The sequence below is a fragment of the Streptomyces sp. NPDC058664 genome, assembly GCF_042716635.1.
Lineage (GTDB): Bacteria > Actinomycetota > Actinomycetes > Streptomycetales > Streptomycetaceae > Streptomyces.
Window position 1 is genome coordinate 14,876 of sequence record NZ_JBHXRW010000031.1, and the last position, 15,318, is coordinate 30,193.

Genomic DNA, 15,318 nt, shown 5'->3' on the forward strand with positions numbered 1-15,318 from the left:
CCTGCCTGCATTCCCGCAGGTCGAGGGCGGTCTTCGCAGCGCACAACGATTCGCATGTCCGGTCAGCTGTCCCCAGGTTTCTCAGGACTCATGCTGACCACTCGCTGACTTCACTGACGCATCACCAGATGGTGAAGGCCCTGCACAAGGTCAAGCGACTGCTGAACATTTTCGCGCAGCAGAAGGCGTGCGGGATCCGCGGCATCACGGTGCGTGAGCGCAACCAGCTCACAGGCTTTCGTGTGGCTCATGGACAGCCAGCGCTCCCAGGAGGTCGGCTTTCCAGGGGCTCTGGCGCGTTCCGGGCGTCCGGGCTACTGCTCGCGCATGCCCCAGGGAGAGCCGTACGCGGCGAGGAGGTCCAGGTAGGGCCGGGGGGCGAAAGCCTCGGGGCCGAGGACGCCGGAGCCGGTCCAGATTCCACCGGCCAGGAGTTCCAGGGCGACAACGGGGTTGATCGCCGTCTGCCAGACGACGGCCTGCGAACCGTATTCGCTCATCGACCACTGGTTGTCGACGACGTGGTACAGGTAGACCTCCCGCGGCTCGCCGTCCTTGGTGCCCTTCACCCAGGTGCCGGCGCAGGTCTTGCCGTGCATGCGGTCACCGAGGGTGGCCGGGTCGGGCAGACAGGCGGCGACCACGTCGCGCGGAGCCACCGCGCCGCCCGGCACGCTCACCTTCTCGGTACGGTCGAGGCCCAGCTTGTGCAGGGTCTTGAGGGTCTCGATGAACTCGTCACCGAGCCCGTACTTGAAGGTGACCCTCTTGGCGTCCACCCAGCGGGGGATCATCAGCACCTCCTCGTGTTCGACGTTGACGCACTCGACCGGGCCGATGCCCTCGGGGAAGTCGAAGACCTCGGATTCGCTGAAGGGTGCCGTGGTGAACCAGCCGCGATCCCTCTCCCAGATCACCGGCGGGTTCAGACACTCCTCGATCGTCGTCCAGATGGAGAAGGAGGGCGCGAAGTCGTGACCGTCGACCGTCAGGTTCGCGCCGTCGCGCACACCGATCTCCTCGATGTCGTCGAAGAGCTCGTCCGCCGCGTAGCGGGCGAAGACATCGGAGAGGCCGGGCTCCACGCCCACCCCGACGAGGGCCAGCCGACCGGCCTCCTCCCACTGGGCCGCGCGCTCGAACTGCAGGTCGCCCAGCTTGACTCCACACTCCTCGTGCGGACGCTCCGGGTGAGGCGCGGACAGCGACATCGCCATGTCCAGGTAGTGCACACCGGCGGCCAGCGCGGCTTCGAACAGCGGCATCACGAACCGCGGGTCGGTGGCGTTGAGCAGGACGTCGCACCGTTCCTCGGCGAGCAGGGCGGTCACCGCGGTCCGGTCGGAGGCGTCGACGCGCGCCGCGCTGAACCTGCTCTCGTTCTCGCCGAGTGCGGTGACCGCGGCTTCGGCGCGGGAGAGGTCGTAGTCGGCGACGACCATGTGGTCGAAGAAGGAGCGGCGGGCGGCGATCCTGGTGATCGCGGTACCCACGCCACCCACCCCCACAAGCAGTACGCGCATGTCAGCAGTTCCTTTCATCGGGAAGGCCGAAGCCCCTGGTGCGGCCATGAGAACGTGACGCCCCCGTTCACTACAACAGTGTTGGCATAAGGTGGTCCGAGGAGAGAGCAGGAGGTCCCGATGCCGAAGGAAGTGGTCCCGGACTCGGCCCGGCGCCGCAGGAGACCGACCAGACAGGGCGTGGTCCTCTCGCAGGGGCTGATCGTGGAGACCGCGCTGCGGATGTTGCACGAGCACGGCCGGGAGGGTCTGACCGTGCGGCGTCTCGGCCTGGCTCTCGGAGCCGATCCGAGCACGCTGTACCGCTACTTCCGGGGCTCCGACGACCTGACGCTCGCGATCGCCGACGAGCTGATCGGCCGCGCCATGAGCGGCTGGGAGCCCACCGGCGACTGGCGCACCGACCTGCGCGGCATCGGCCTGCGCATTCACTCCGCCTATCTCACCCACCCCGAAGCGGCGGTCCTCACCGCCAGCCGCGTCAGCGGACGGACACACGAGATCGACAGCGACGAGGCGATCCTCGGGATCCTGCGCTCCACCGGTCTGCCCGACCCTGATGTGGTGCGCGTCTACCAGGCCTTCATCGACCAGACCCTCGCCTTCGCCGCGCTCGACGCCGCGAGCCTCGCACTGCCGGCGGCGGCCCGCTCCGCCGACGAAGCGGTCTGGCACGCCACCTACGCCCAGCTCCCGCCGAGTACCCATCCGAACATCGCGGCGACCGCCCCGCTCCTGGTCGCCCGCATGAACAAGAGCGCCTACCCCACAGCTCTGGACATGCTGCTCGACAGCGCGGAGGCAGCGATCAAGAACAGCTGAGTCGCACGCGGGCGCAGCAGACAGGCCGGTCAAGGGCCCGACATGCGGCTGCCCCGTTCGGTTCCGGCTGTCCGACAGCTCACCAACGGCTCCCCCGTTACCTAATGGGGAGCGAAGCCAGCGGACCGCTACCCGTTGCCCGGTCCGACGAGACCTCGGAAAAGAGCGCGACCGCCGGCTTCTCCTCGGCAGTGGTCAGCTGACGCCCGGTAAGCCATGGTCTCCCCCTGGAGCCTTGGGTGCGCGGGTACGAGCTGGCTCCGGACGTCAGCCGATCGCCGTCGAGAACACGGCCGTTCCGAGCTCCCGCACACTGCTGCGGTTCGGTGGACGGCGGGAACGGCGACGTGATCGACCACCACGTCTACGTGGGCCCCGGCGTCACCCGGCCGAGCGCCACGCGGGCGGCGGTCCTCGGCAAGTTCGGCGGCCTGGGGTCGCGCCGTGCCGGCCGCCGCCATGCCCTTCACCGCACCGGCTGTGGCCGGGGCCGACGGCCCCGGCCACAGCGACGACGCCCTGTCCGACGGCATCCAGCGTTCCGCCGCGCACGGCCGCACGTCGGTTCCGCCGACCGTGCCCACCGACCAGGAACACGGAGTCGTCCACCGCTTCGGCCCACCTGCCACGCAGTTCCCCGGCGGCATGGCCCTGGGCGCGGGACGCAGCGCGGACGACGCCCGGACCGCCGCCCTCATCGAGGGCCGCGAGCTGCGCGCCGTCGGGATCAACCAGAACTACGCGCCCATCGCCGACGTCAACGTCGCCCCCGGCAACCCGGTCATCGGCGTGCGCTCCTTCGGAGAAGACCCGGGTCTGGTGGCCTCCCTGGTCGCCGCTCAGGTCGACGGATACGAAAGCGCCGGCGTGGCGGCGACCCCTACGACATCAACCGCCTGGCCGGCGCCCGCACCTACCTGGCGACCTACTCCTCCACCCCCGTCTCCCTCGAAGCCGCGGTCCGCGCCCTCTTCGGCGAGATCCCGCCGCACGGACGTCTGCCCGTCACCGTCCCCCGGGCCGACGGGACGGGCACCCTCTCCCCCTACGGCCACGGCCTGGGCACCGCAGGAGCATGAGCCCGGGTTCTCCGTCAGGGCGACAGCACCACCACAGGCACCCGGCCGTGGTGGTGCTGTCGTACGCTCCCGCGGCCGCGCCGTCGTCCCCGGACGTCGACAGGAACGGTGCGGCAGGTGCCGGGAGCGTCAGGAGTACAGCAGGTGCCGCGCACGCCGGGTGCGGAAGGCGGCGAGGTCGTCCTGCCACAGAGCCACGATGTCGTCGACGGGCGCGCCCGCCTCCACCGCGAGCCGCACCCGGCGGTCGCCGCTGAGCTTGTCGAGCCAGTAATTGCTGCCGCCGTCCTGGCTGCGCCAGCCGTGCGCGGGGAAGAGCCTGCGCTGCTCTTTGATCATGGTCAGGGCGGTACGGATCGGATCGAACCGGTCGTGGTCGGTGATCTGGAGTTCCACGCCACCGCAGGACTTGCCGGACCACTTGGAGAAGGTCGGGGTGAAGTACGCCTCACGGAACCGGACTCCGGGCAGACCGAGGCCGTTCAGCGCCTCCTGCCAGCGGTGGTCGACACCGGGCGCGCCGAGCAGCTGGAAGGGCATCGTGGTGCCACGGCCCTCGGACAGCGCCGAGGCCTCGAAGTAGCAGGTCCCCACGTACGCCTCGGCCGTGGCGACCGTCGGCATGTTCGGCGACGGCGGCACCCACGGCAGGCCGGTCTGCGCGTACCGCATCCGCCGCTTCCAGCCCGCCATCCGCTCCACGTGCAGGTCCGCGCGCTTGCCGCCGGTCGTTTCGGGGACGAACGTGTCGTTGAAGAGACCGGCCAGTTCGCCGACGGTCATGCCGTACTGCTGGGCGATCGGCTTCAGCCCCACGAAGGTGGAGTTCTCCGGGTACAGCACCGGGCCGTGCGCGTCCCTCGCGGACAGGACGTTCGGGCGGTCGAGGACCACGAAGCGCAGCCCCAGCTCGGCCGCCGCCTCCAGGGCCAGGTACATCGTCCAGATGTAGGTGTAGAAGCGGGCGCCGATCTCCTGGATGTCGAACACCACGGTGTCCAGGTTCAGTTCGGCGAAGTAGCCCGCCATGGTGGTGGAGCTGTTGTAGGCGTTGTAGACGGGCAGGCCGGTCTTGGCGTCGGTGAAGAAGTCCTCGCCCTGCCCTGCCTGCGAGGTGCCGCGGAATCCGTGTTCGGGGCCGAACACGGCGACCAGGTCCACCTTCCCGTCGGCGGCCATCGCGTCGACGATGTGACCGAGGTCGGCGTCGACGCCGGTCGGGTTGGAGATGACGCCCACCCGCTGTCCGGCCAGTGAGGCGTAGCCGCTCGCGCGCAGCCGCTCGAAACCGGTACGCACACGGGCCCGCGGTCCTGGCGTGCCCTTCCCGGAGGGGGCGTCCGGCGCGTCGGCCGTGGCCCGGGTGGCCAGGGCGGGGGTGGCGGCGAGCGCCGCCGAGGCCGTCAGGAGGTCTCTGCGTCTCATGATGGTGGGTCTCCTCGGAAGCCGGGGTGTGGTGACGGAGGATCGGGCGGACAGACGCGCGGCTGCGGAGCGGGCAGAGCACCCCAGTGGATGACCCGCACACCTCGAAGGTCAAGAGGAAAGAAAAGGTGTTATTGGTGGCACCAATGGCGCCTGGTGACGCCGATGAACGTGCTCCCGTCCATTCGCCACAAACGCCCGTCGCACAGTGGTCCGCGCACACATTGACGTGAACATGCAATTTTGTTGAAGTGGCCTCACACGCGCATCCGGCCGTCGCGCCGAAGACCCACCCGGCTCGCCGACCGGTCCGACCGCCACGAGGAGACACCTCCGTATGCACCGACATCCGCGATCATGGAGACGCGCCACCGCGCTCGTCCTCGGCACGGCCTTCGCCGTCCTGTTCACGGGCCTGGGCGGCCCTTCCGCCGCCTCGGCGCCCGCCGCCCACGGCACCGTCGACCGCTCCTTCGTACGGGCCGGCGCCGAGTTCGACGTCCCCCGCGACCTGCTCGTGGCGATCGGGTACGGCGAGAGCCGACTCGACTCCCACAAGGGTGAACCCAGTCACGCGAACGGGTACGGGGTGATGCACCTGGTCAGCAACCCCCGCTCGCACACCCTGGAGCGGGCCGCGGAGCTGACGGGCGAGACGCCGGCCGCACTGCGGCACAGCACCGCGGCCAACATCCGCGGCGCGGCCGCCGTCCTGCGCTCGTACGCCGACCGGCTGGGGCTCGACGCCGATGACCGCGGCGACGCCGGTGCCTGGTATCCGGTGGTGGCCGAGTACAGCGGCAGCACGGACGAGCGCACGGCCCGCCTCTACGCGGACTCCGTCTACGACTTCCTGGCGAACGGCGTCCGCGCCACCACGGACGCGGGCGAGACCGTCACCCTGCACCCCCGCGCCGTACGCCCCGAACGCGGCCGGTACGCGGACGTGCCCGCCCTGGACGAAGGAGGCTCGACCGCCGCGGGCACCCTGAGCACCGACTACCCGCCCGCCCTGTGGGTGCCGGCGAACAGCGGGAACTACACCGTGGGCCGCGCCTCGGCGATCTCCGCCGTCGTCGTCCACGTCACCCAGGGTTCGTACGCCGGTTCCATCAGCTGGTTCCAGAACCCGAACTCGAACGTCAGCGCGCACTACGTCATCCGCTCGTCCGACGGACAGGTCACCCAGACCGTGCGCGACAAGGACACCGCCTACCACGCACGCTCGGGCAACCCCTACAGCGTCGGCATCGAGCACGAGGGGTACGTCGACAACCCCGCCTGGTTCACCGACGCGATGTACCGGTCGTCCGCCGCCCTCACCCGTCACCTGGCCGACAAGTACGGCATCCCCAAGGACCGCGCGCACATCGTCGGACACTCCGAGGTCCCGAACAACGACCACACCGACCCGGGACCGAACTGGAACTGGTCCTCCTACATGCAGCTCGTCGGCGGCAGTGGCAGTGGGACCGTCAACCTCGACTTCCCGTCCTACGACACGCTCCGCAGCGGATCGACCGGCCCCCAGGTCACCGCGGCGCAGACCCTGCTCAACGCGCAGGGATTCTCGGCCGGCACCGTGGACGGCGTGTTCGGCACCAGGACGGTGACCGCCGTGAAGGCGTTCCAGAGCGCCCGCGGCCTGCCGGCCGACGGGATCATCGGCCGGCAGTCCTGGACGGCACTGCTCTCGGCCGGCACGAAACCCGTCCTGCGGGAAGGGTCCTCGGGCGCCGACGTGAAGCGGCTCCAGCGGTCGCTGACGGCCGCGCTGGGCCGGACCGTCGGAATCGACGGCAGCTTCGGCCCCGGCACCGCCCAGGCGGTCCGGGACTACCAGAGCAGCCGAGCACTGACAGCGGACGGCATCGCGGGCGCGGCGACCTGGACGGCCCTGCAAGCCGGGCGGTGACATGAGCGCGCGGGTCGGGCGGCCGGACATCGGCCGTCCGACCCGCACCCACCGGATTCCGTACGCCTTCGCCTGCGGACTTCACGGCCCGTGCGGCAGCAGTGTCGCCCGCACCTGTCCCCCGTCCCCCCGGCGGAGTGGACCAGGTCGTCGACGGCCACCGTGGGACCGATAGGGGTGAGGCCGCGTCAGACGTCGAGGTTCCCGGCGAAAGGCAGTGGGCCGACGTCGCACATCGACGGGTAGCGCGCCGGCACGGAACAGCGCTGTGCGACCTGGGCGGCAGCGTGGCAGGCCGGATCCTCGCGTCAGTCCTCGGTCGAAGATCCGGCGCTGTCATCAGCTCTTGGTCAGGGTGCAGGTGTACGTGGCGGTTCCGCTGCCGCTGTAGGCCTCCACCTCGACGTAGTACGTACCGGTCCCCGAGGCGGTTCTGGTGAAGGTGAGGGCTTCGTCGGTGCTCCAGAAGAAAGGGTGGGTGGTGCGTGCGGCACCGCGGACGGACGCCACGAGGACGGCTGCCTCCCTCACGGGCTCCGAGGATTGGTAGCGGAACATACAAGTCATCCGTCAGAACGGGAAGATGTAAGGCTTCAAAGGACTCGATGAGAGCCAGCGCCGGCGTGAGGCTGTCGTACGGAGAATCGGACGTCACCTGGGTGACGAGAACGACGTCGGCGTGAGCCGCGGCCGGGGAGAGCCAGGGGGCCGTGAACACGATGACCTTCCCTCCGCGTTCGCGGGCCAACTCGGCGATGACGGTCTTGTCGGCCTCGTAACGCCGGTAGTCGAAAAGCACGGTGACGTCGCGACGAGCGAACTGTGTGAGGAAGGACGCCCGTTCCACATCCCTGTCGGGCAGGAAGTCCACCTGGTCGCGGAACTGCGTCAGATGCAGACCCAGATACCGGGCCAGCAGATGGGTGAACCTGCCGCCTGCGACGTGAACGCGGCGCCGCGGGTCGCTCAGGAGACGCACCGCGTCGCTGAACTCCTGCGGGGCGACCTCCTTGAAGGTCTGGGACACGGCCTGCTGCACAAGCGCCAGGCGCTCTCCGAGGCGGGGATCGGACGCCTCTTCCGAACGGTCCGGCACATCGCGCCGGGATGATCCGGAGGTCTCGTACAAGGTGATCGGGGAACCGGTGCGCGCGTCGAGTTCGAGCCGCAGAGCGGCCTGCAGGTCGGGGAAGCCCTTGTAGCCCAGCCGGGACGCGCAGCGCAGCACCGTGGGAGCGGAGACCGAGGCGCGCGCCGCGATCGTGGCGACCGTCTCGAAAACAGCGGCCGGATACCCTGCCAGCAGGACCCGCGCGACCTTGCGCTCGGCCGGACTGAGATCCCCCAGCCTGTCGCGGATCTCATCGGCCAGCGTAGGACTCATGGGCTTTCCTCCCTGCGGTGGTCAGATCGCTGTCGCCCGCCACTGTTCTCGGCTGCGACTGACGGACGTACCCCCTGTCCTGAAGACTCCGGACGTACAGGCGGCGCTTTCTCCTTCGACGAATGTATCGCCTGTTACGTATGAGCCGCAGGGCCCCGCAGGGTGTCCACGACCTCCTCCGCGTTACGCCCTTGTGCGCTGCGGTACCCGCCATGGGTTGGAGGTCCGCAGGGGGTACGGCAACAGGGCCTCGGGCATGCTCTGGTAGGCGACCGGGCGCAGCCAACGGGCGACGGCGGTGCCGCCCACGCTGGTGTGCAGCGGGCTGGTCGTGGCCGGCCAGGGGCCGCCGTGGTGCATGGCGCGGGTGACCGCCACTCCTGTCGGCCAGTCGTTCCAGATCAGGCGGCCGGCGCGCAGGGCGGACCAGATCTCGCGGGACAGTTCCTCGTCCGCGTCCTCCTGGCCGTGCACCGTGGCCGTGAGGCTGCCCGGGAGCTCCCGGAGGGTGGTGAGCAAGTCCTCGGTGGAGGCATAGGTGACGACGGTCGATGCCGGGCCGAAGCATTCCCGGAGGAGTTCGGGATGGGCGCGCAGGTCGTGGGCCGTGATGGTGAGGAGTGCCGCCGAGGGCCCGTCGGCGGGTCGTCCGGTGCGGTGGGTGCCGGTCGGTGCGGCCGCGATCCGCCGGACGGCGGGGTGGGTGGCCAGCTCGTCGAGGGTCGCGCGGTAGGCCTCGGCGATCCAGGGTCCCAGCATCGGCGCGGGAGAGGTCCGGGTGACGGCCAGGCGGAGAAGTTCGTCCAGGTCGTGCCGTTCGGGCAGGAAGAGCAGACCCGGCTTGGTGCACAGCTGGCCCTGGCTGCGGGTGACGGACGCGATGTACTCGCTCACCAGGGCGGGCCCGCGTGCGGCGAGGGCGTGGGGGGTGACCACCACGGGGTTGAGGGAGCCCAGTTCTCCGTAGAACGGGATCGGGTCGGGCCGGCCGGAGGCGAGATCGAACAGCGCCCGGCCGCCGGTGGTGGAGCCGGTGAAGCCGACGGCCTGGACGACGGGGTCGGTGACCAGGGCTCGGCCCGCCTCGCGGCCGTGGACGACGGAGAGGGCGCCCGGCGGCAGGACTTCGGCCGCGAGGGCGGCGGTGCGGTCGGTGAGCCGGGGATGGCCCTCGTGGGCCTTGACCACGACCGGGCAGCCGGCGGCGAGCGCGCTGGCGGTGTCCCCGCCGAGGACGGAGAAGGCGAAGGGGAAGTTGGAGGCGGTGAAGACGGCGACCGGGCCGAGAGGGACGAGCATGCGCCGTACGTCCGGGCGCGGGACGGGGACGGCGGCGTCGTCCGCCCGGTCGATCATGACGTCGAGGTGGGCGCCCTCTTCGGCGATCTCGGCGAACATCTCCAGCTGTACGCGGGTACGCAGTACCTCGCTCCGCAGTCTGATGTCGCCGAGACGGGTCTCCTCCTCCGCGAGGGCGACCAGTTCGTCGGTGTGCTCGTGGAGTGCGTCGGCGAGGTCACGGAGGAGTGCGCCGACCTCGGCCGGGGCGAGTGCGGCAAGGCCGGGAGCGGCGGCATGGGCGGCTTCGGTGGCCAGGGGGTCGAGCGGGGATCGGGAAGGCATGTCTTCTCTCAGTGGTACGGCGAGGGGTGTGCTGGAGTCGCTGTCCCGGGTGGGACGATCCGTCCTAGGGGGCCGGAGGTCCGTTCTCTCCGGCCATGACCAGGAGTTCGGCCAGGTGCACGGCCTTGGCCCGCGAGCGCCTGCGGCGCAGGCCGGTGCGGAGCTGGCGCAGACAGCCCGGATTGACCGCGGCGACGAAGTCGACGCCGGCGGCCTCGATCCCGTCGATCTTGGCGGTGAGGATGCGGCGCGATTCCCGGGGCCGCAGCAGGGAGTAGGTCCCGGCGGCGCCGCAGCAGCTGCCGGCCGAGGGAAGTTCGACGTAGTCGGCGATCCCGGCGAGCAGATCACGTGGGGCGGTCCATACTCCGAGGCCGTTGCGCAGGTGGCAGGAGTCCTGGAGGGCGACACGGGCCCGGCGACCGCCGACCCGGAGTTCGCCGAGGGGGCGGTACGGGGAGCCGGTGGCCAGGAGGTCGGAGAGTTCGCGGACGCGAGCCTTGCCGAGGACCGAGGCGAGGTGGGCGGCGCAGCCGCCGGAGGTGGTGACGATGGTGCCGGGAAGGTCCTCGCCCATCCGGTGGGCGAGGCGTTCGCCGGTGGCGGTGTCGCCGTTGTGGGCGTGCAGCGCACCGCAGCAGCCCTGGGAGGCGGGGGCGGTCAGGCCGGGGACGAGGGCGAGGGCGGCGCGGCTGACGCGCGGGAAGAGGACGCGCTCGAAGCATCCGAGCATGAGCGAAGCCCCGCCGGACGCGATGGCCGGGGTCTCGGCGACGTTCGTGCGCGGTGTCCCTCGCAGTCGTCCCAGGAGGCGGAAGAGGCTCCGCCGGCCGGCGACCAGCATGAGGGCACGGGCGAGTACGGGCATTCGGCGGCCGCGCCACTGATGGTCGCGCCACTGCTCCAGAAGCTGCCCGTACTCGACGCCGGCCGGGCAGACCGGCTCGCAGGCGCGGCAGCCCAGGCACTGCGAGGACTGTTCCTTCAGGGTGGGGTCGTCGGGTTCGAGATCGCCGTTCTGCAGGGCGCGCATGAGGTTGATCCGGCCGCGGGGCGAGGACGCCTCGTCACCGGTCTCGGCGTAGGTGGGGCAGGCGGGGAGGCAGAAGCCGCAGGAGATGCAGCGGGAGAGGAGATCCGGGTCGAGGACGGGCTTCGGGAGGGGGTCGCCCGTGCGGTCGGTCATGAGCCCAGCTTTCCGGGGTTGAGGATGCCGGCCGGGTCGAAGGCCGTCTTCAGGCGGCGCAGGAGGGTGATCTGGTCGGCGCCCAGCTGCGCGGACAGATAGGGGAGCTTGGCCGCTCCGACGCCGTGCTCGCCGGTGATGGTGCCGCCCAGGTCGATCGCGGCGGCGAAGATGTCGGCGAAGGCCCGCTCCGCGCGGGCGACGGCGTCCGTGTCGTCCTGGGACTTCACCACGCAGGTGGGATGGAGGTTGCCGTCGCCGGCGTGGCCGAAGGTGGCGATCGTGACGCCGTGGCGGGCTCCGATCGCGTCGATGCGGTCGACCATCTCCGCGATGCGGGGCCGGGGCACGGTGGCGTCTTCCAGAATGGTCAGCTCACCCAGCCGGGAGAGGGCGGGAAGAGCGCATCGCCGGGCGGCGAGCAGCGCCTCGGCCCGCGCCACTTCGGCGGCGGTCGTGACGTCCAGGGCCTGGTGGGCCGTGCAGACGTCGCTCATGCGCTCCAGGGCGCGGGCGACCGTGTCGCTTTCGCCGTCGTCACCGAAGAGGAGCAGCGCCCCGGCGTCGGTGCGCAGCCCGAGGCGGGCGAAGTCCTCCACCGCCCGGACGCAGGACCGGTCGAGGAATTCGAGGGTGGAGGGCAGGATGCCGGCGGCGATGATCGCGGTGACGGCCCGGCCCGCGGCTGCCAGGTCGGGGAAGTAGGCGACTCCCGTACCGGCCGTCGCGGGGGCGGGCCGCAGGGCGAGGGTGGCTTCGGTGATCACGGCGAGGGTGCCCTCGGAGCCGGTGAGGAGCCGGGTGAGGTCGTATCCCGCGACGTCCTTGTGGAGGCGGCCGCCGGTGCGGATCACCTCTCCTGTGGGCAGGACCGCCTCCAGGCCGAGGACGTAGTCGCGGGTGACGCCGTATTTGAGGCCGCGCAGGCCTCCGGCGTTGGTGGCGATCGTGCCGCCGATGGTGGCCACCGTGCGGCTGCCGGGGTCGGGGGCCCACAGGAGGTCGTCGCGGGCGGCGGCATCCGCCAGGGCGGCGCTGGTGACGCCGGGCTGGACCCGGGCCAGGAGTTCGGCCGGTGCGATTTCGAGGATCCGGTTCAGACGGGTCAGGACCAGGACGACGCCGCCCTGGGAGGCGACGGTGGCGGCGCACAGGTTGGAGCCGGCGCCGCGTGGGATCACGGGGACGGCGTAGCGGGTGGCGATGTCGAGGACGGCTGCGACCTCTGTGGTGTCCGCGGGAAGGACGACGGCGTCGGGCCGGGCGTGGAACAGCGGGGTGGCGTCTCGGCTGTAGGGGACGAGTTCGCCGTCCGTCTCCCGGAAGTGTCCGGGTCCGACGACCGACCGCAGGGCCGCTCGTGCGGTGGCGTGCATGGGGGTCTCCTCGGAGCCGGGCCCCGCCCGGGAGGGAGGGGCGGGGCCCGGCGGGTTCTAGAGCCTGATCGTGGAACGGTCGGCGATGAGGACGGGCGAGTCGTACACCGGCACGTTGCGGAAGGTGTGGGTGCTGCCCGACACCGTCCAGTCGGCGGCCGGGATGTCGAAGACGGCTCCGGTCCGTACGTCGACGTAGACGGGGTCGGTGAAGTCGCCGTCGGGGAGGGTCAGGCGGACCGGGGTGCGGGTGGTGCTGTCGCCGGGGGTGGCGGTGCCGTTCCAGACACCGACGATCTGGCGCCCGGTGTCGCGCTTGGCGAAGCCCTGGACGGTCAGGGTGGTGGCGGAGTCGGTGGTGAACGGGTAGGCCGGCAGTGCCGTCACCGTGCTGTCGATGACGGAGGCGAGGGTCTGGACCGCGTAGTAGGAGGGCTTGGCGTAGCGGATCGACTTGTCGCTGTTGGTCTGGAGCAGGCCCTTGCTGTTGATCTTCGAGGGGTAGTGGAGGTCGGAGATGCTGAAGGCGCTGGTGCTGATGCCCTGGCCGAGGTCGTGCGTGAGGCGGCGCAGGAACCACTTGGTCTGGCTCAGTTCGGTCCAGTCCAGGTCACCGAGCGCGCCGAAGCTGTTGGGCGCGCTGGGGGCTCCGTTCTCCCCCTGCCTCAGTACGGCTCCGGGTGCGTACTGGTTGATCAGGGCCCGGATCTTGTCGACCTGCTGGTAGGTCCACACGTCGTCGGGGTTGGGGTTGTAGGGGTGGTAGCTGATGCCGTCGAGCAGGTGACTCCTGCCCTGTCCGGAGAGCCGGACGAGGAAGTCGTTGGTGTACGGGACGTCGATGCCGGCCTCGCCCGGCCCGTAGATGACGGATTCGGGCTGTTCGGCGCGGACGCGGGCCGCGGTGCGGGCGAAGAAGTCGGCGTACGTGGCTGCCGGGATGCCGGCGAGGTTGGGCTCGTTCCAGATCTCCCACTCGGTGACACGGTTCTCGTACCGCTTGACCATGGCGGTCACCCAGGCGTCCCAGGCGGCCAGGGCCTCGGCGGACGTCGGGATCTGACCGCCGAGGCCGGAGCCTCCGCCGCCCGTGTAGATGCCGTTGCCGTAGGACAGCTGGAGCCATGGCTTGACGCCGCGGGCCGTGGCGTCGTCGACGATCCGGTCGAGCCATGTCCAGTCGTAGACCCCCTTCGCCTTCTCGGTCTTGGCCCAGCCGCCCTGCAGACGGACCCCGGTCGCTCCCAGCCGTCCCAGGTAGGGGGCGTACGCCTGGTAGTTCGTGTAGTCGCGGTCGAGGGTCTCCGCTCCGACGAGCAGCTTGGAGGTGCCCACCTGCGCGGCCGTGCGGGGGGCGACCGTGCCGAGGTGCGGCCAGCCGGTCGGGGACGCCTCGACGGTGGTGCGGACGTCGTCGAGATAGGCGGTGCCGGTATCGCCCACGGAGATCCCGACCTGAATGCTGCGCAGATCGGTGGTGGAGGTGCGGAAGTCCAGCCCGGCCGCGCGGCGTTCGCCATCGATGTGGAGGTCGGCGCTCGCGGTGCCGGGTCGGGCGACGAGACGGATGTCGTACCAGCGGTTGGCGACATAGGTACCGAGATCGATCTGGGTGGCGCCGTCGTAGGTGTAGAGACGGCCGGTGGGGCTCATGGCGACCGTGACGCTGTGGCCGCCCGAGCTGTCGAGGTGCGCGCCGACCGTGGCGGTGGACTGTGCGGCTCGCAGGCGGAATCCGGCGACGACGGTCGAGGTCGTGGCCCCGAACGTACCGGTCGCGGTGACGTTGGCGGTGGTGGAGGTGTCTCGTAGACGAAGGCTTCGGTCGACGGTGCCGGTCACGTCCTGCACGGTGACGTCCCCGCCGGTGGTCCAGCCGGGAGCGGGCGCGCCGGGGGTGACGGTGTCGAAGGTGCTGGAGAGGTTCGCCGCGGCGGCCGGGCCGGCCGAGGCGACGGAGATCAGGGCGCCGACCAGGGCGCCGGAGAGGAGGAGCGGGACAGTCCTTCCCGTACGGGAATGTACAGAGCCGGATGTGGCGGGGTTGACCATGGTTCCTGCCTTCTGCGGGGGAGGGCGGATCGATCGGTGAACGGGGTGTGATCCGTGCTTCCGGAGCACCGGTCCCGGCGCTCCGGAGACTGGGCCGCCGGCGCGGTCAGGGGTCGGCCGGGCGGGCGGGTCAGTCGGGCGGACGGGTGGGTCAGTCGGTCGCCGGGAGCGCGCCGCGCGACTCGTCGTAGGCGCGGCGGGTCGCCTCGTCCGGGGGGTAGGTGCCGCGCAGGGGGGCGCCGCCTGCGACGCGGGCGACGATGAACGCCTCCTGCAGTTCCTGTTCGCGGGCCGCCTCGGCGATGACCGGGACGAGGTGGCGGGGTACGCAGACCACACCGTCGGCGTCGCCGACCATGACGTCCCCGGGGTAGACGGCGACGCCGGCGCACCCGATGGGCACTTGCAGGTCGACCGCGTGGTGCTGGGCGAGGTTGGTCATGGCCGCCGCCCCGGTGGCGAAGACGGGCAGGGGCAGGCGGCTGATCTCCTCGATGTCGCGCAGAGTGCCGTCGGTGACCACGCCGGCGGCGCCGTTGACCGCCATGCGGGTCAACAGGATGTTGCCCGCGGCGGCCGCGCGTCCCTGGCCACGGCAGTCCACGACGAGGACCTGGCCGGGGCCGGCCTGCTCGACCGCCATGCGCTGCGGGTGGTCGTAGTCGTCGTAGACCTCGAGGGTGTCGATGTCCTCGCGGGCCGGGATGTAGCGCAGGGTGAAAGCTTCGCCGACCATGCGCCTGGCGTCGGGCGTGACACAGGTCAGGCCCGCCAGGAAGGTGTTGCGCAGGCCGTGCTTGAAGAGCTGGGTGGTGATGGTGGCGGTGCTGGCCTCGCCCAGGGCGGCCAGATCATCGGGGTCGAGGGGCTGCCGGGGGGGCTGGGTCATGTCGTGCTTCCTTCGGTGCGGCAGAACGGATGGCGGATACGGAC

General features: G+C 71.0%; 10 protein-coding genes and 2 pseudogenes. 3 read left to right on the forward strand and 9 right to left on the reverse strand.

The features are described from left to right. Positions 1–314 precede the first annotated feature (314 nt). The gene (locus ACFWUY_RS24330; protein ID WP_384112687.1) at positions 315–1,523 is read right to left on the reverse strand and encodes a saccharopine dehydrogenase family protein; all 1,209 of its coding nucleotides are present in this window, start codon (positions 1,521–1,523) and stop codon (positions 315–317) included. Between the two features lie 120 nt (positions 1,524–1,643). Between ACFWUY_RS24330 and ACFWUY_RS24335 the strand changes: the two genes are divergently transcribed. Next, on the forward strand, positions 1,644–2,345 hold the full coding sequence (locus ACFWUY_RS24335) for a TetR/AcrR family transcriptional regulator (RefSeq protein WP_384112690.1): 702 nt from the start codon (positions 1,644–1,646) through the stop codon (positions 2,343–2,345). A gap of 504 nt (positions 2,346–2,849) precedes the next feature. Beyond that, positions 2,850–3,224 (forward strand): annotated as a pseudogene (locus tag ACFWUY_RS24340) (glycoside hydrolase family 3 N-terminal domain-containing protein); the annotation flags it as partial. A gap of 329 nt (positions 3,225–3,553) precedes the next feature. Here ACFWUY_RS24340 and ACFWUY_RS24345 read toward each other — a convergent pair. Continuing rightward, positions 3,554–4,849 carry an exo-beta-N-acetylmuramidase NamZ domain-containing protein gene (locus ACFWUY_RS24345; protein ID WP_384112693.1) on the reverse strand — a complete coding sequence of 432 codons (1,296 nt, stop codon included), beginning with the start codon at positions 4,847–4,849 and terminating at the stop codon, positions 3,554–3,556. Positions 4,850–5,186: 337 nt separating this feature from the next. Between ACFWUY_RS24345 and ACFWUY_RS24350 the strand changes: the two genes are divergently transcribed. Beyond that, the gene (locus ACFWUY_RS24350; protein ID WP_384112696.1) at positions 5,187–6,764 is read left to right on the forward strand and encodes a peptidoglycan-binding protein; all 1,578 of its coding nucleotides are present in this window, start codon (positions 5,187–5,189) and stop codon (positions 6,762–6,764) included. Between the two features lie 339 nt (positions 6,765–7,103). Here the strand turns inward: ACFWUY_RS24350 and ACFWUY_RS24355 are convergent, their stop codons facing one another. From ACFWUY_RS24355 to ACFWUY_RS24385, 7 genes and pseudogenes are all read right to left on the reverse strand, one after another. Continuing rightward, the gene (locus ACFWUY_RS24355) at positions 7,104–7,322 is read right to left on the reverse strand and encodes a hypothetical protein (RefSeq protein WP_384112960.1); all 219 of its coding nucleotides are present in this window, start codon (positions 7,320–7,322) and stop codon (positions 7,104–7,106) included. Positions 7,323–7,422: 100 nt separating this feature from the next. Beyond that, positions 7,423–8,148, reverse strand: a pseudogene (locus tag ACFWUY_RS24360) (MurR/RpiR family transcriptional regulator); the annotation flags it as partial. 183 nt (positions 8,149–8,331) lie between these two features. Then, positions 8,332–9,771 (reverse strand): aldehyde dehydrogenase (NADP(+)), encoded by a 1,440-nt coding sequence (locus ACFWUY_RS24365; protein WP_384112699.1) that lies wholly within the window; start codon positions 9,769–9,771, stop codon positions 8,332–8,334. 64 nt (positions 9,772–9,835) lie between these two features. Beyond that, positions 9,836–10,957, reverse strand: a complete 1,122-nt coding sequence (locus tag ACFWUY_RS24370; protein WP_384112702.1) for a (Fe-S)-binding protein — start codon at positions 10,955–10,957, stop codon at positions 9,836–9,838. Continuing rightward, positions 10,954–12,333 carry an FAD-binding oxidoreductase gene (locus ACFWUY_RS24375; protein ID WP_384112705.1) on the reverse strand — a complete coding sequence of 460 codons (1,380 nt, stop codon included), beginning with the start codon at positions 12,331–12,333 and terminating at the stop codon, positions 10,954–10,956. The genes ACFWUY_RS24370 and ACFWUY_RS24375 overlap by 4 nt, the downstream gene beginning before the upstream one ends. Before the next feature lie 57 nt (positions 12,334–12,390). Next, positions 12,391–14,385: a hypothetical protein gene (locus ACFWUY_RS24380; protein WP_384112708.1), complete on the reverse strand. Its 1,995-nt coding sequence runs from the start codon at positions 14,383–14,385 to the stop codon at positions 12,391–12,393. Between the two features lie 151 nt (positions 14,386–14,536). After that, complete coding sequence (locus tag ACFWUY_RS24385) at positions 14,537–15,274, reverse strand: ribonuclease activity regulator RraA (protein WP_384112715.1); 738 nt, start codon at positions 15,272–15,274, stop codon at positions 14,537–14,539. Positions 15,275–15,318: the final 44 nt, after the last annotated feature.